This window comes from Roseimarinus sediminis (genome assembly GCF_050433125.1).
In the GTDB taxonomy this organism is placed as follows: domain Bacteria; phylum Bacteroidota; class Bacteroidia; order Bacteroidales; family Prolixibacteraceae; genus Roseimarinus; species Roseimarinus sediminis.
In genome coordinates, this window is the sequence record NZ_JBNPXV010000006.1 from 185,166 (window position 1) to 201,566 (window position 16,401).

General features: G+C 44.7%; 11 protein-coding genes. 1 reads left to right on the plus strand and 10 read right to left on the minus strand.

The features are described 5' to 3' along the window. Positions 1 to 5: 5 nt before the first annotated feature. Entirely contained in the window at positions 6 to 1,304 is a 1,299-nt protein-coding gene (locus FHS86_RS09605) for an HlyD family secretion protein (protein WP_429412790.1), read from the plus strand. Between the two features lie 86 nt (positions 1,305 to 1,390). Here the strand turns inward: FHS86_RS09605 and FHS86_RS09610 are convergent, their stop codons facing one another. The 10 genes from FHS86_RS09610 to FHS86_RS09655 form a co-directional block, all read right to left on the minus strand. Continuing rightward, a complete protein-coding gene (locus FHS86_RS09610) occupies positions 1,391 to 3,166 on the minus strand; it encodes an ABC transporter ATP-binding protein (protein ID WP_429412791.1) in 1,776 nt (591 codons plus the stop codon). A gap of 96 nt (positions 3,167 to 3,262) precedes the next feature. Beyond that, complete coding sequence (locus FHS86_RS09615) at positions 3,263 to 4,237, minus strand: alpha/beta hydrolase fold domain-containing protein (protein WP_429412792.1); 975 nt, start codon at positions 4,235 to 4,237, stop codon at positions 3,263 to 3,265. A gap of 6 nt (positions 4,238 to 4,243) precedes the next feature. Then, a complete protein-coding gene (locus tag FHS86_RS09620) occupies positions 4,244 to 4,993 on the minus strand; it encodes a rhamnogalacturonan acetylesterase (protein WP_429412793.1) in 750 nt (249 codons plus the stop codon). A gap of 76 nt (positions 4,994 to 5,069) precedes the next feature. Next, positions 5,070 to 6,281: a DUF4861 family protein gene (locus FHS86_RS09625; protein ID WP_429412794.1), complete on the minus strand. Its 1,212-nt coding sequence runs from the start codon at positions 6,279 to 6,281 to the stop codon at positions 5,070 to 5,072. A 12-nt stretch (positions 6,282 to 6,293) separates the two neighbouring features. Further along, positions 6,294 to 7,622 carry a pectate lyase family protein gene (locus FHS86_RS09630; protein WP_429412795.1) on the minus strand — a complete coding sequence of 443 codons (1,329 nt, stop codon included), beginning with the start codon at positions 7,620 to 7,622 and terminating at the stop codon, positions 6,294 to 6,296. A gap of 6 nt (positions 7,623 to 7,628) precedes the next feature. Then, the gene (locus FHS86_RS09635) at positions 7,629 to 8,810 is read right to left on the minus strand and encodes a glycoside hydrolase family 88/105 protein (RefSeq protein ID WP_429412796.1); all 1,182 of its coding nucleotides are present in this window, start codon (positions 8,808 to 8,810) and stop codon (positions 7,629 to 7,631) included. Positions 8,811 to 9,224: 414 nt separating this feature from the next. Next, positions 9,225 to 10,037: a hypothetical protein gene (locus tag FHS86_RS09640; RefSeq protein ID WP_429412797.1), complete on the minus strand. Its 813-nt coding sequence runs from the start codon at positions 10,035 to 10,037 to the stop codon at positions 9,225 to 9,227. A gap of 110 nt (positions 10,038 to 10,147) precedes the next feature. Further along, positions 10,148 to 10,597, minus strand: coding sequence for a hypothetical protein (locus FHS86_RS09645; RefSeq protein ID WP_429412798.1), 450 nt, complete (start codon positions 10,595 to 10,597; stop codon positions 10,148 to 10,150). Between the two features lie 26 nt (positions 10,598 to 10,623). Continuing rightward, a complete protein-coding gene (locus tag FHS86_RS09650) occupies positions 10,624 to 12,477 on the minus strand; it encodes a RagB/SusD family nutrient uptake outer membrane protein (RefSeq protein ID WP_429412799.1) in 1,854 nt (617 codons plus the stop codon). A 20-nt stretch (positions 12,478 to 12,497) separates the two neighbouring features. Then, positions 12,498 to 15,722 (minus strand): SusC/RagA family TonB-linked outer membrane protein, encoded by a 3,225-nt coding sequence (locus tag FHS86_RS09655; protein WP_429412800.1) that lies wholly within the window; start codon positions 15,720 to 15,722, stop codon positions 12,498 to 12,500. Between the last annotated feature and the right edge of the window lie 679 nt (positions 15,723 to 16,401).

Below are 16,401 nucleotides of genomic sequence, written 5' to 3' on the forward strand. Positions count from 1 at the left end.
GAAGCATGAAAAAGGGCAGCAACATAGAACTACGAAACGACGAGGTACGCGACATTCTGCAACGAATGCCGCACTGGGCCATTCGTTGGGGAATCACCATCATTTTTGCTGCCATTGCATTCCTGCTTTTCTTTAGTTATCTGTACCGTTATCCCGATTTGATTCGCTCCGAAGTGGTGGTTTCGGCATCCAATCCGCCGGCCTTGTTAAAAGCACGTACCAGTGGGAAAATTGTAATGCTTGCGGCCAACGAAGGGGATCCTGTTGAAATGGGCAGGGTGTTGGCCACCATCGAAAATCCGGCGAATAGTGACGATGTAGAGCAACTTAATTTGTTGCTCGGCAGTCACTTTGATCAGCATTCTGTGGAGCGTTTCTATGATGTAGCAACCTTTAATGCTTTTGAGTTGGGTGAAATACAAGTTTTTTATGCCGATTTTATCCAGCAGGTGAATACTTACCGACAGTTTGTTGAACAGCCACTGCATGAACAAAAAATTGAAGCTGCACTTCAGCGTTTGGAAATGCAGCGAGTTTTTTACGACAGGTTGTGGTCACAGCGCCGTCTGATGGAAGCTGAACTTCAACTGGCTCAAAAAAGCTTTGCACGCGATTCGATGCTGTACGAACGTGGTGTAATTTCCCTTTCCGATTTTGAAAACATGCAGAAAGAATGGATTGCCCAACAACTTCAATTTGAGACGATACGAACGCAGTTGGCTTCAACGCAGGCAGGAATATACGAGCTGGAACAGGAGATTTCGGAACTTAAAATTGTACTTGCCGAAAGGGAGAATAACCTGAAACAGGCCATAATCAGAAGCTACGAACTTTTAAGCAACAGCATCGAAACATGGAAGGTGAAGTACCAGTTGATCAGTCCCATAGACGGTCGGCTGAGTATGGATAAGGTGTGGGCTGTAAACCAGAATGTGAGCGAAGGTGAAACGGTAATGACCGTTGTTCCCGACAAGCCCTTATTGATCAGGGCAATGTCGTACATTCCCACGCGGGGAGCCGGTAAGGTAAAACCTGGTCAAAGGGTCAATATCAAACTGAACAATTACCCCTACATGCAATACGGAATGCTTACGGGCCAGGTTAAATCGGTGGCCCCTGTTCCGGTCAATAAGGCTTATGCTGTTGAAATTTCACTTTCTGAAAAACTGCTTACCTCTTATGGGATTCAGCTTGAAATGCAGCAGGAACTGACGGGAAATTGCGAGATCATTACCGATGATCTGAGACTTATCCAGCGAATGATTTATCCGGTAAAGGCACTTATTGAAAAGAATAAAAGATAGTTGAAGCGTTTTCAAAATGCCCTGATCCATTCTGTTTTCCCTAAAGCAATCCAGGCCGATTTCATCAAAGCACAAATATTTGCACCTTAGCCGGCAAACTGTAATTCACTGAGTGTGGCATACAGGCCTTCATCTTCTTCGATTAACTCGTTGTGGGTTCCCTGCTGAACGAGCTGACCTCCATCGATCACAAAAATCTGATCGGCCTTGCGGATGGTTGCCAAACGATGGGCAATCACAATGGAAGTACGATCCTTCATTAGTTTCTCCAGTGCTTCCTGCACCAGTCGCTCCGATTCCGAATCGAGCGAAGAGGTGGCTTCGTCGAGCACCAAAATACGCGGATTTTTCAGCATGGCCCTGGCGATGGCGATGCGTTGTCGTTGTCCGCCCGATAGCTGAATACCCCGTTCACCAACAATACAATCCAGTCCTTCGGGAATCGCCTCAATGAAAGACCAGGCATTGGCCTGTTTGGCGGCTTCCATGATTTCTTCTTCACTGGCTCCCTGCTTTCCATAGGCAATGTTTTCACGAATGGTTCCGCCAAACAGAAAAACATCCTGAGGCACCACGGCAATTTGCTGACGAAGTTGGGTGAGTGGAATGGAAGAAATTTCGCGCTGGTCGAATAAGATTTCACCGGAAACAGATTGGTAAAAGCGAAGTAATAAATTGACAATGGTCGATTTTCCTGCCCCGCTTGGTCCGACCAGGGCCACCATCTGATTTGGTTTTACCCGAAACGAAAGATTTTTGATCACCTCCAGATCGCTGCGGGTAGGGTAGTGAAAATTGATGTTTTTAAATTCGATATTGCCAGAAAACAGTTGGTCGGTACTTATGGCAAGTTGTGGTGTGATGGTCTCAATTGGTTCATCGAGAATTTCAAAAAGGTTTTCAGTGGCTCCTACAGCCTTTTGCAGTTGGGAATACACTTCGGCCAGGGTACTGATCATTCCTGCAATGAAAACAGTGTAAAGAACAAACGAGAATAAATCGCCGGCAGCCATTTCCCTGCTTGAGATCATCAGTGTTCCCCGCCAGATTACGCTGGCCAGTGCACCGGTCATTCCCAGAGTCATAAAGGCAGAAAAGGCTCCCCGGTAAATTCCACCAATAATTCCGGTTTTGGCTATTTCGTTGGTTTTCTTTTTATAGCGTCCAATTTCAAAGTATTCATTGGCATAGGCTTTTACATTCTGAACGCCTTGCAGCGTTTCTTCAACAATGGTATTTGAATCGGCAATTTCGGCCTGCATGCGTTTGGAGTAACGCCTGATAAAGCGTCCAAAAATAATGGAAGCAAGCACGATGACAGGAATTACAGCCAGCATGAACAAGGTCAGCTTTGTTGAGATAAACAGAAGAAATACCAGGGCCCCCAGAATGATGATGACACTGCGCAGGAACATGGCAATGGTTGAGGTGAGCGTTTCTTCGAGTATTCCAATGTCGGCTGTGATGCGACTGTTCAGTTCTCCAACCCTGCGTTTCAGAAAGAAGGTCATGGGAAGCTTTATCAGGTGGGCATAAACCTGCTGGCGAATATCGGCCATGGTTTTTGAGGTGACCTTTACAAAGATGGTGGTACGTAAAAAACCGGTAAGGGCCTGAATGACCAGGATGCCTGCCAGCAAAAGCATGACCCTGTTAATTTGTGTGTTGTCTTTTCCCGAAGATCCAAAATCGACCAGAATGCCCAGAAAGCGGGGCAGGGCAATATTTCCGAGGCTGCTGACAAACAGAAAGAACAAACCCAGGGCAAAAAGCCAGCGGTAGGGTTTCAGATAGGCGTACATGCGTAAACCTTTTTTGAAGGCCTTCCAGCTTAATCGTTTCTTTTTCTGTTCATTTCGCATGCTGTGGCTTGTTGGAATTACCTTTTCAATTTATATAGACCACAATAACAGCTTCAGCCTGCTTTTGTTGCTTTGCGCAAGCGCCTTTACCGATGTTTATTCTTCGTTTCTGAATTGCTTTTCAAGAAAAGCATCGACTAGTTGTGCTGTTTCCAAAAACCAGGGATGGTAAAGCCAGAAAGTGTGGGGCGTATCGTGCAGGGTATGTACTTCGTTGTAGATATTCAGCGAATCGAGTATTTTGATCATGTCATCACGCCCTGCATGGAAACGGGGGTGCTGACTGTTGATAAACAAAACCGGAGGGGTATTTTTATCGGCATGGTAAAGGGCCGAAGCTTCGTCCCATAATGTTTTACTTTCACTTTTGTTTGTTCCGAACCAACGGGTGGCTGCCGAGGGTTTCCCGGGCCGGTCGAGCCCTTCGCTCGATTCGGGGTGAATAAAGCAAAGCACACCATCGATGTTGAGGATGGCCTGTACCTCATCAGAAAAACCGGGATAATGTGCCGGATCGTAAAAACGTTTGCTGCCATGACTGGTCCCAACCAGTGCCGCCAGTTGTCCTCCGGCCGATGTTCCATAGACGGCCATCTGGCTGGTGTCGATCAGCAGTTGCTCTGCTTCGCTTTTCATCCACCTGATGGCTGTTTTAATATCGATTACGGCAGCAGGATAGCGCGCTTCGGGCGAAAGCCGGTACTCAACACATGCTGTAATATAACCGCGCCGTGCCAGTTCAATGGCCATGGGCGCTTCCATGCTTTTGTCGCCCGAGGCCCAACCGCCTCCATGAATCAGTAGAACAGCGGCTTTTTTTGTTTCTATATCGGCCGGCTGATAAATGTCGATGTGCATTTTGCGTTCACCATAGCTGGCGTAAACCAGATTGCGCATGGCCTTTACATTGGCAGGCACAAGGGACTTTACCGGCTCAATGTCGGGGTAATATTTCAATTGTTTGTGATAGTCGCGATACAGGGTAAACGATGTATCACGTGGAAAATCCTGACCATGGGTACCCATCGCAGTCCAAAAAAGAAAAACAAAAATGGGAAGAAAGCGGAACATGGCAGTTTATTTTAGATAGTTCACCAGGGGATGATTTTGTTCTTTCAAGCCTTCAACAAACATACCGGCCATGGTAAGAGCGCCTTTTTCGGAGAAGTGGGTATTGTCGATTTTTCCATCGGGAGCCTGTGGGTACACTGCTGCCTCGAAATGAAGAAACAAGGGTATTGAGGCTTCAACTCCCAAACGGCTTAGGAGTGCTTCACTTTTTCGGTGCAGGTCGATGAGTGTTACTTCATGTTCGGCGGCCACTTCGCGGACGATGGCAGGATATTCGCCGTGGGTATCTTCAAAAGCACCTTCCTCATTAAAAAATCGGCGCACAATGGGCGTACAAAGCAGGGGCTCGGCACCTTTTGCTCTTGTTTCCCTGATGAACTTAATAAGGTTGTAGCGGTATTCTTCGGGTGCTGCATGTCGGCCGATCTTGCTTTCAACCCCATCGTTGTGGCCAAACTGGATCACCACAAAATCGCCTGCCTGGATCTTACTGTGTACCGTATCCCAGCGGCTTTCATAGATGAATGAACGGGTGCTGCGGCCATTCTTTGCATGGTTGTCGATGAGAAGGTCCTCTTCGAAATACTGAGGAAGAAGCTGTCCCCAACCCCGCTCAGGAAAGGTAAGATCGGGCTTGCTGGCCATGGTAGAATCGCCAATCATAAACAGCGTGGGTGTTTGTTCTTCCTGCTGGCAGCTAATAAACAGGCCAGCCAGAAAAAATAATAAAATTGCTTTTACGAAATTCAGGTGCATCTGATCAGTGTTTATAGAAAGTAAAAGACGATTGATTCTCATGGAATTCAATCGTCTTTTATTTGATTTTTTATGTTTACAATAAAACTTCGTCAGGACTGTTGAGCAGTTCCAGTTGTTGTTCGAGATAAGCCTTAAATGCTTCAATGCTTGTGATGCCATTGGGTTCGAGCTCCCAGGCTGCTCCAAAATACCATTCGGCCTGGTTGTTTTTGGGTTGAAGAACCAAAACATGATTGTTTTTGTCAGTCTCCTTCGAAAGCAGTGTTGCTTTTTCAACCAGCACAAAAAGTCCCAGCTGATCGTCGTTCAGACTCTGTTTACCCCAGGTAGCGAGGCAGACCCAGTTGCCTTTTTCGAGTTCGATTTTTTCGGCATTCTTATCAATGTGAATTCCTGTGCAAACATTGCCAGGCGCCTGATCGAATACCAGTGTTTCCTTCGACATGCGACTGTTGGCATCGATGGTGATGAAGGATTTTACATTGGTTTTAAAATCCTGGGTTGTCCAGCCATAGTAATTCGTTTGAATGGCAGCACGAAGTCCTTCGGGCGAAATGATTTCACAGTAAACACTGTCGGTTTCGGCGACTCTTTCGGCTGCTTCCCCATTCCAGTATCCGATGGAGCCCACACCAAGCGAAGGTCCCACTTTTAAAACGTCCATGCCCCAGTCCTGCATGTGGTGGTACGATTCGTAACCATCCTGACCTACACCATCTAGAATCATGTCGTCGGTTATTTTTCCGTATACATCCACCGCATTACGCCAGTCGAGGTAGAAACGATATCCAACCAGGTTCGATTCCCAACCCGGACCTTCGTATTTTATATAGAGTGAGTGATCGGTACATTCGTCGGGTACGCGTAGCGAACTGACTTCTACAAAGTCACCTCCGCCGGTGTATACCTCGTCGACAAAGCTGCCGCCCGTTTTGTGCCATAATTCGGCGTGAGCAAGCGGGGCAAAAGTTTGTTTTCCTTCTTCTCCGGCCACGAACTCCAATTGTACTTTTTCTTCAATTTTTGGATAAATCAACAGTTTTGTCTGTCCGCTTACCGGGTCGTTGTAAATTTGAGTCTGTATTTCTTTTCCGTTTTGCCTTATGATAAAAGGCTCGCTAAGCGCAGAGAGGAGCATTTCATTGTTTCCGGGATCGCTGATTTCTACTACCCGCTCGCCGGCTATGCCTGAAGGGGCAACAACTGTTAGCTTATTTTTATCGGTGTTGCAGGCCAGCAGGAATAAGCTGACCAATGCAAACAAAATGCTTTGCTTCGTTTTCATATTACCAGGTTTTTAAAGTTTTATCAAACTATGCAAATATACTTCAACATTGGTGTAATGTTTCGAAATAGTGTTATGATTTCCGTCGGAAGGATCGTTGGGATTGAGTTGGTTCTTCTTTTCCCATCGATCGGGCATGCCATCGGCATCGCTGTCGGCTGGAGCCTTTTTCGATTTCAGTTTGGGCCATTCGCCTGTTTCTTCCTGCGAATTGATGATGCCATTTTCACCATAGGTTGAAGTTCCTTTTTTCACCTCTTTAATTATGCGTTTGTCAACGGCATCGCGGTACAGTGACGCACCTGCCGATTTGAGTACTTCGAGATAAGCTTGTCCGGCCGAAACGATCGTGTAGTCACTAATTGAAAGTGGAACTTTTAATTGCTTTTCGGCAGGAAAATTTCCTTCGTAATCGAGGGCATCCCAATTGTTGTTGGTCAGTTCAGGATTTTGGTCAAGGTAATTATTGTTGAAATAATAAGAGCTGACAGGTTCATAGGGTTCGAGTAGTTGAACCGATGCACTTTTTCCGGTAGCCGGGCCTGGTTTAAAGTAATTGCCTGCAATGGTGTAATTCCCGTTTTCGCCACCATACATGCAGGTCGATTTCCAGTTGTAAATAACATTGTTTACCACTTCGGCTCTTTCGAGTTCGGGTTCTTTGTGGTAACGGCTGCCATGCAGGCGTGGATTGCGACTTTTGTGGTGGGCCAGCAGGTTATGATGAAAGGTAGCTGTTTTTCCACCCCAGATTCCACCATAGCCATGGGCTCCTTTTTGATGAACCGACTTGTTGAGGCTTTCGCTAATGATGCTCCACTGAAGTGTGAAGTTGGTGTTGTCGTAGCACGAGCAGGTTTCGTCGGTGCTCCAGCTCATGCTGCAATGATCGATCATTACCTGGTCACTTCGTTTAACGGTCAGCGCGTCAGTTTCGTCCTCATTAATACTTCCGGGGCGAAACCTCAGGTATTGAATAATGATGTTGTCTGCTTCGATGTCCATCCCGTCACCTGCAATACAGATGCCCTCGCCGGGAGCCGATTGCCCTGCTATCGTAAAATCACCTTTCGAAACATCAATTTTCGTTTTGAGAAAGATGGTTCCCGATACACTGAAAAGAATGATGCGGGGGCCATCGACTTCCGAAAGGGCATAACGAAGACTGCCAGGGCCGGCGTCGTTGAGATTGCTTACATAGACCACTTTGCCGCCGCGACCCCCGGTGGTATACTTTCCGGCTCCTTCAGCACCCGGGAATGCCGGTACTTGTGCTGTGGCCGGAATAAGTACAATTGAAATACAGAATAACAGGAAAAACTTAAATGCAGTGTACTTCATAAATTTCTATCGGTTTAATTCAAGTGCGGCCATGATAAATGGTGCAACACCTTTCGTATCGTTATCAACAACTTTCTCGGTAATATAATATTCAAAACTTCCATCGCGATAGGGATTGCCACCCAGACCACAACCGCCGCATACGTCGTTAAGAATGATGTTACCCTGCGTATCTTCGGTGATCAGGTATTTAATGATGGCATCGAATTTCTCGTTGGCAATTTGCTTGTATTTCGTGTCGATGTAACCCTTGTTGGCAGCCTTGGCCATCACATAGGTGTACATGGTTGAACCCGATGCCTCGATGTAGTTTCCTTCGCGATCGCCCTGATCAAGTACCTGGTACCAGAGTCCTGTTTCTTCATCGGCAACTTTTAAAAGGGCATCAATCACATCGTTCATAATGGTAATCATCTGGTCGCGGTCGGGGTGATCTTCGGGTAAAAAGTCGAGTATGTCAACAATGGCCATAATGTACCAGCCCATGGCGCGGCTCCAGAAATGCGGTGAATGACCGGTTTCGGGATCGCTCCAGCGTTGCTCCCTGCTCTCGTCGTAGGCATGGTACAGCAAGCCCGTTTCCTTGTCGAGAGTTTTTTCGTAGGCCAGCAAAACCTGGTGCGTTACCACGTCGAACCATTGGGGCTGGTTGTATTCGCGGGCATATTGGGCCAAAAAGGGTGAGCCCATATAAATGCCGTCGAGCCAAATCTGGTTGGGGTAAATCTTTTTGTGCCAGTACCCACCCGATGCTGTTTTTGGGTGACTTTCCATTTGCTTAACAAACAGGTCGATGGCATTGCGGTATTTTTCTTCCCCGGTACGCTTGTACAAGGTGAATAGGCTTTTGGCCGGGTTGATACGGTCGATATTGTATTCTTCTATCTTGTATTTTTTTACAGTCCCATCTTCGTTAATAAAGTAGTCGAAATAGGTTTTCATGTAATCGGAATACTTTTGATCTACTTCTCCTAACTTATCGATGGTCATTGCCAGCATGGCAACATCGTATTGCCATTTGATCTTTTCATCATAATTGATCAAACTGTCGTACTGGTTCATGATGGAGTTGGCCATCTTAACCGACCATTTCTGATTGGTGGCGTCGGTAGTGTCTGCATTATTGTTTGTTTTTGTATTGCAAGCAAATAAAACAGCGAGTAGCAGTAATAAAAAGGTATTTCTCATCTTTTAATATTTAAGAATTATATCATTTTTTCTAATGCAGCATTGCTTTGCTTTGAGTTGGCCCGGGCCAGGTTGATTTTGTATGGGGCGAGGTGATACTCAAAAGAGGTGAGGGAAAGAAAGTAATTATAATATCTCTGCTCCCGGAAGGTGGATAATTCATTTTTGCTTACTTCGGCAAGGGTGTTTTGATATTGTTGTTGTGCCTGTTTTAAGGCTACAGGCCTGTTGGGAAGGATGGAAAAAGCTGACAAAAGAAGTAAGCTCCGTAAAACATAAACTGGTATAAAACGATTACTATGCATCATTTTTAATTTTTGCTGACAGTAGGCAGTTTATGGGAGATTTTATTTTATAATTAATAAAAAGAGGATGCCTTGTTAAGGCAACCTCTTTAATTATGAAAGACCTAATTTAATAGATAACAGCTTTTGAAGTTTCAACAGTACCATCCGACATTTTTTTCAACACAATGTTGATGCCTTTTGATGGTTCAGCCAGCTTTTGGCCGGTAATGCTGTAATACTCAGTAGAAATAACTGTAGCTTTTGAAGCTTCAATTAATTCTGATGAAGTAGTTTCAGGATGATAGGTAAAACCTGCGAGCATGATTTTTGAACCGGCAAACCATACATAGTAATTCTTGTTTGCTTCAACATTGATGGTAACACCTGTGTAATAAGTTCCTTCCGCAGGTTGATCATTTGGAGCATCGGCAGTATAGTACGAGCCATTGGTTGGATCGAAGTAACCACCCCAGAATTCACTGTTGTTGTAAGCATAAGCAGTCATGTCGGTGCCAAAGTCAGCCACGTCAAGATCAGCTTCGCTAAGCTCGGCTACCCAAAAAGTTTTGTTGTATCCGAATTTAAAAGCAATGTCAATGGTTCCGTTTACTTCTGGAATGAAATGAGCAACAGAAGAAGGACCGTTAGCATGAACCATGTAGGCGGTCATTCCATTGGTTGCTCCCTGGATTTGTGTTTGCCCGTAAACCTGCTCGTTGTAGGTAAATTCACCATCGCTTGCTTTAAACGCCCAGTCGCTTTGACCTTCAGGAATGAAAGTGAGATTAGATAATTTAACTTCTTCAGGGCCACCGTTCTCGATGCCTTTGAAAGCAACGGCATCAGCCTCGAGGCCTAAATCAGCGGCATTCCATTTTACCTGTGCGCTTACTGACAGTGCTAAAAAAAATACGGACAAAAAAAGTAGATTTCTTTTCATGAGTTTAAATTTTAAAAGTTAATAATTAAAATATTTATTATACATTTTTGGTATTGAAAACATTGAACAGGCAAAAAGGTTGCTGCATTGCCTGTTCAATGTTGCTTATGCTAATTCCTGGTGCCTGTAAATTGCCACACTTTAGCGGTTGATGCGTTACTTAATACAGTTTCTGAACGGCTAAGCGGAACATTTAAATTCAATGTACCATCTGAAAGGCGGCCACTCATTTTTGAAGTGACTGAAACACCGCTCGAGAAAACAAATTCATCGTTGGCAGTACCCGCATTAAGGCTGGCTGTTACATCGAGCCCTTTTAAACTGGGAACCTTAACATTGGCAGTGACTGCCTGTACGCTGTCGGCCTCGATTCTTGTGAGGGTTACAACGGCATCGGTGTAGGTTCTGTCATCCAAACTGAATGTTCCGGTGTAAGTGCCTCCTACCTGTGTTGAGGCATCGGTATGGGTGCTTGTTACTTCGAAATTATCTTCACATGACGAGAAAGTTAAAGCAACACCGGCTAACAAGACGCAGAATAAGATATTAATGTATTTCATTTTTTTCTTTTTTAGGTGTTCGGTTATCATTCTTTAGCTGTATCGGCAGTATATCCCGGGTTTTGATCTTCGGATGTAATACCGGTGTTCAACCCGATTTCGTTGGCCGGAATGGGGCGATACCATTTGATATTGCCATCACCACCGACCATTGCGGACGAAGAGGCAACTACCGGGTTCCAGCGTACATTGTATTTCACCAGCTGGCGGGTACGGCGTAAATCCATCCAGCGGTTGTATTCACCAAGCAGCTCACGGGCCCGCTCGTCGAGAATTACATCGATAGCCTGATCAACAGATACATAAGTATTTTCCTCAGGATCGAAACGCTGATATGCTGAAAAGGCAGTGAGTTCGTCGGCTTTGGCCCTGCTTCGTACCTTGTTCAGGTAGTTGAGGGCTTCGCCTTCGTTGCCTGCCATGAGGTAAGCTTCAGCAGCTACCAGATAAATATCGCTTACGTGCAGAATGACCAGATCGCGGTAACTTCCACTTCCTGTTGCTGCACTGATATCGGTTTGCGGATCGTCGAATTTTTTAACCGGTGGTATGGTTCCTACCTTCGACAGCGCACTCATGTAATCCATTTCCTGGTCGGAAGAAACTTCGCCTGCATCGTTGTACAAAACCCATCGGATGGGTTCGGCGGTATGAATTACCTGTGAAACATTTTTTGCATCGTTACGAACAAATTTGTCTGCATTGTCAGCCAGATACTGATCGATGGCTGCATCGCTTTCGTACCATGCGGGATAATGGAAGGCAATAGGCATTTGTGCCTTTTGTTCGGCTGTTGCATTGTAATACGCCCAGTATCCTTCTTTTGACCAGTTGGCATCATTGCCGTGGTTGTAAATGGTGGTCATAAAAGTTGCCTGGTAGCGTTCATCACCTTCTTCGTATAAATAAAAGGCCTTAGGCATGATGTTAAAATCGGAGCGAAGGTATTTCATGCCAAGTGTAACTGCCCCCAGGTAAGTACCAAAGGTGTTCTGATGGGAATGACCTCCGGTATTCACATCGAGCGAAGAATTGCGGTCCCATTGAATGGCAAAGATAAGTTCTTCATTTTGCTCGTTGAATGGTGACCATTTGTCTTCGAAAGACAAAGTCAGTGGCACAGCATCGGCAATTTCCTTAGCGGCAGCAGCTGCCTTGCTAAAATAATCGGTGCTTGTTACAGCGTAGCTTCCATTTTCGGCATTCGAAAGTGTAGTTCCCAAATCCCAGCCGGCAGCGAGATAAACTTTTGCGAGCAGGGCTTTGGCAGCCTGTTTGCTTGCACGACCTGTTTTATCGCTTGCAGGAAGAAGTGCGCTGTTTGACAGTGCAGTTAACTCATCGATGATGAACGTGTAGGTTTCTTCGAGCGTATTGCGCGGATAGGATGTTTCGGCCGAACTGATGTATTCTTCAATAACAGGAACGCCGCCAAACTGCTGGCTCAGGATGAAATAGGCATAGGCACGAATAAAGCGTGCTTCTTCCTTGCGCAGTTCCTTTTCGGAATAATCTTCTGCAATATCGGCATAATACAAAACTGCATTGGCCGCATTGGTTACACCATACAAATCGGTATACAACGATTTAACTGTTTCGTTGTCTGATGTTAATGCATAACCTTCGAGGGTTGGATCGCCCGATGAACGTACGCCGGCATACAAATCGGTTCCGCTGCTGAATATGGCAGGTGAACCAAATATCCCGCGCAGTTCATAGTAAGCCTGGTTGACAAGGGTCTCAAAATTTTCGGGTTTCGAAAATTGTTCGCTTGCAGTCACTTTTGATTTATTATCGGCATCCAGAAAGTCTTCACAACTTGTAAAGCCACCTAAAGCAATAATAATCAGGACTGTTATTTTAATGATGGAATTTTTCATATCAATCTTACTTTTTCGTATTAGAACTTTAAGTTAATTCCAAGCTGATAGGTGATGGTACTTGGTCCGTCGTTTCTGTTTTCGGTGCTGGCCCATTCGGGGTCGAAGCCTTTATAGTTGGTGAACACAAACGGATCGGTTATGTTCAGATAAACACGAAGGCGTTGAACGCCAATTTTATTCAAAGTGGCTTTGGGTACATTGTAGCCCAGCATAATGTACTTCACCTTCCAGTACGAAGCATCGACTATACTTGCCAGGTTGCTGTTTCCTTTATCGAGCCAAAGCGATCCGGCACCATAATTATTGGTAGAACCGTTGGGGAAAGGAAATTCACCATAGTGTGTTTGTTCCTGATAAACAGGATTTACATATACTCCGTCGTCGGTAACCGCATCAACATCAACAATGGTACCTGCAGGAATATAGTAATTCATGTTCAGGTGCTGGTAGCCTCTGTAGGCGTAATTGTAGTACTCATACAGGAAGTTTGAATACACTACGTAGTTTTGTTTGGTGTAAACCGAAAGGGAGAAATCCCAGTTCTTATACCTGAGCGAAGTGCTGATATTGCCTGTCCATGCAGGATCCTGGCTTCCGTATATTTTTTTGTCATTATCGGCATCAATTACTCCATCGTTATTCAGGTCCTCAATAATTGGCATTCCTTCATTCCAACCATAAACAGCATAGTAATAATCGGCTTCCATAACCTGTTCGCCCGGAGAAAAACCACCTTTTGTTGCAGCTTCATTATCGGGAACAGTCATCATCCGGTCAGAAACAATTCCATCCCATCCGTAAGCGTAGATATTGTTTACCGGCTCATTGGTGAATAATGAATTGGTGATCGGATCGTCGTTATCGATTACAAAATCGCTGGTGCCGTTAATCTCCAACACGCGGTTTTTGTTGGCAGCAAAAGCAAATTTTGTTTCCCAGGTAAGATCTCTGGTTTGAATGTTAATGGTGTTCAGCGAGATCTCAACACCCTGATTGCGTACATTACCAATGTTGTCGGTGAGTTCGCCACCACCTGATACCAGTGGGAGTGACCTGATGTACAGCAAATCTTTTGAGTCTTTGTTATAAATATCGAAAGTACCGTTGATCCGGTTTTTGTAAAGGCCAAAATCGAAGCCAAAGTTGGTTTCGTACGATGTTTCCCATGAAAGGGCGCTGTTGACAACACCACTAGGATAGTATCCATTGGCTACATTATTGCCAAAAGCGTAATAATTTGGACCTGCTCCGGTAGTTTGTGTGGCATAATTTCCAATACCCGAGTTGTTACCCGTTACACCATAGCTTAAGCGCAGTTTCAGGTTGGTAAGCCAGTCTATGTCCATGAAGTCTTCTTCCGAAGCACGCCATGCCAAAGCAGCCGATGGGAAGGTTCCCCAGCGGTGGCCTTCGCTGAACTTGGACGAACCGTCGGTACGTACAGTGGCGGTAAGCATGTATTTTCCCTTGTACGAATAATTGGCACGCAGGGCATACGAAATCAGACTGTTTTCATTGTAGGCCGAGCTGTACTCCTGCATTTCGCCTGAGCCCAGATTGTACCACGTTGTTCCTACAGTTGGATTGATGGTTTCCATATAGAACCGTTCATGGTTGTATGAGTTCATGCTGAAAAGTCCCATGGCGCCAAATGAATGATCGCCTGAAGTCAGACTGTAGTTAATGATGTTATCCCATGTCCAGTCGAAGCTTTCGGTCGAAGTGTAATAGGCTGTAGGTGTTCCGCCGGTTGCACTTCCGGTATATTCTCCGGTTCTCGAATGAGCATAATTGGGAGAGAAGGTTGTTTTCAGCGTCAGGTTTTTGATGGGACGTGCTTCAAGATACACATTCCCCAGTACGCGGTAGTTGTTTCTTTCCTTGCTTTCATCTTCGAGGAAAACCAGTGGGTTGTATGCATCGGTAAACTGGTTGGATGCAGTACCCATTGCTTCATAGTTACCAGGTCGTACATTGTATTCGCCTTCGCTGTTGTATGGGCGGTTAAAAGGGTTCATTCTAAAACCTACAGCAATTCCGCTATCACTTCCGTAATCGCTTTGTGAATGACTCAGGTTAAAATTGATCCCTGCCGAGAAATACTTATTGATTTCGGTGTCAATACTCCCTTTGAGGTTGAAACGGTTTTGTTTGTCTCCTACAAAAGTGCCTTCATTTTGGTTTAAGCCAACACCAAAATGATAGTTTACTGCTTCGCCGCTGCCGCTAACCGAAAGGTAGTGGTTTTGTTCTGTGCTGTTTTGAGTTACCATCGATGGCCAGTCGTATATCTGATCTGATAAGATCGATTCTTTCATCACATATTTACTGGTACCATCAAAAAGCAGTCCTTGCTGGTGATCGGTATTGAGTAATCGGTAAACTGGTTGTGAAGCCGCATCAGAAGTAGAAATAAATTCCAGAAAACGGAAGTTGTAGAATTCCTGTCCGTCCATGAAGTCAGGCATGCGGGCAATTTGTGCCATGCCATAATAGGCATCGTAGCTGATTACCGGTTTCGTACCGGCCTGCTTACCGGCCGATGAACCGCTTTTGGTTGTAACCTGCACCACACCGGCAGTAGCACGCGATCCGTAGATGGCGGTCGACGAGGCATCTTTAAGAATGTCGATGCGTTCGATGTCCTGTGGATTTAAAAAATCGATGTCTCCGGTGATGACCCCATCCACCACATACAAAGGTGTAACGTTGCCATTGATAGAAGATTGTCCCCTGATCTGGATATCAAATCCAGCCTGGTTACGTCCACCGCTTTGGGTAATATTTACACCCGGTACCGATCCCTGCATCGATTCGAGCACTGAAGGAGAACCTTTTTCTACCAGCGATTCGGTGCTTATTGATCCAACCGAGCCGGTGAGGTCCGATTTTTTCATGGTGCCGTAACCAACTACAACAACTTCATCCAGGTCGGTCGCCTGTTCTTCCATAACTACATTGATTTCAGCTTGATTGCCGATCTCAATGGTTTGCGTTACAAAACCGATGAATGAAAATTGGAGTGAATTTCCTGCTGCGGCCAACAGGGAATATTCTCCATCAAAATTGGTAACAGTACCCGTTGTTGTTCCTTGTATTACTACCGAAACACCAACCAGAGGTTCGCCGTTGGCATCGGCAACCTTTCCGGTAATTGATTTTTCCTGAGCAAAAGCAACCATCCCAATAAAACTTAAGAAAATTGTGATGGATACCAGTCTGGTAATTTTGTTTAAATTCATATTGCTGAATATAAAAGTTAGATTATTCAAATAAAAATTAGATCACCTCTTGATTAAGAATTATCAAAATTAAGAACTATTACACTTCATAGCAGTAGATGTATTATCTTAAAAAGTATGGTTTTTTGTTTAATAAGCCATTATTGGCGTACTTTATGCCTTTGTCCCGCTGTTCATTCGTGTGTCGACTGCCGATATCAAACAGCAGGTTCGTGTTGTAAAAATACTCAACGACTGTTTGCTTTCTTCGGGATTAGATGATACCCCTGGTGTGTTAAAAATTTAAATTCAGTGGTAAAATTAAGAAAAATGTAAATCATTTCCACTGGTGTTTTTGTCATATTGTACATCGATTTCAGATTGGGTTTAAAATAATGTTCGATCAACGGCTGATCAAAAATAGAAATCAGTGACTTGAGTGTTGTATGATAAATTGCTTAAAAACCATAGGTATTTTATCAGAACATGTTTTAGATGCAGGAAGTGAAATTGATGTTTGTTTGGTCAATAAAGCTGACGATATTGGACTTAATATCGTTAATTTCCAGATAAATTATCTATTTTTGAAACAATTGATGTTTGTTGGTATTGATGTATTTTATGGTAATAAAAGCAGCCTGAATGCGTCAACATTTTTAACTTACTTCTTGGACAAAAAAAAGAAACATCCGGCATTGAT

Excerpts from the sequence above, each read along its gene's own strand:
- FHS86_RS09605 (WP_429412790.1), top strand. The coding sequence starts at position 6 with ATGAAAAAGGGCAGCAACATAGAACTACGAAACGACGAGGTACGCGAC.
- FHS86_RS09610 (WP_429412791.1), bottom strand. The coding sequence starts at position 3,166 with ATGCGAAATGAACAGAAAAAGAAACGATTAAGCTGGAAGGCCTTCAAA.
- FHS86_RS09615 (WP_429412792.1), bottom strand. The coding sequence starts at position 4,237 with ATGTTCCGCTTTCTTCCCATTTTTGTTTTTCTTTTTTGGACTGCGATG.
- FHS86_RS09620 (WP_429412793.1), bottom strand. The coding sequence starts at position 4,993 with ATGCACCTGAATTTCGTAAAAGCAATTTTATTATTTTTTCTGGCTGGC.
- FHS86_RS09625 (WP_429412794.1), bottom strand. The coding sequence starts at position 6,281 with ATGAAAACGAAGCAAAGCATTTTGTTTGCATTGGTCAGCTTATTCCTG.
- FHS86_RS09630 (WP_429412795.1), bottom strand. The coding sequence starts at position 7,622 with ATGAAGTACACTGCATTTAAGTTTTTCCTGTTATTCTGTATTTCAATT.
- FHS86_RS09635 (WP_429412796.1), bottom strand. The coding sequence starts at position 8,810 with ATGAGAAATACCTTTTTATTACTGCTACTCGCTGTTTTATTTGCTTGC.
- FHS86_RS09640 (WP_429412797.1), bottom strand. The coding sequence starts at position 10,037 with ATGAAAAGAAATCTACTTTTTTTGTCCGTATTTTTTTTAGCACTGTCA.
- FHS86_RS09645 (WP_429412798.1), bottom strand. The coding sequence starts at position 10,597 with ATGAAATACATTAATATCTTATTCTGCGTCTTGTTAGCCGGTGTTGCT.
- FHS86_RS09650 (WP_429412799.1), bottom strand. The coding sequence starts at position 12,477 with ATGAAAAATTCCATCATTAAAATAACAGTCCTGATTATTATTGCTTTA.
- FHS86_RS09655 (WP_429412800.1), bottom strand. The coding sequence starts at position 15,722 with ATGAATTTAAACAAAATTACCAGACTGGTATCCATCACAATTTTCTTA.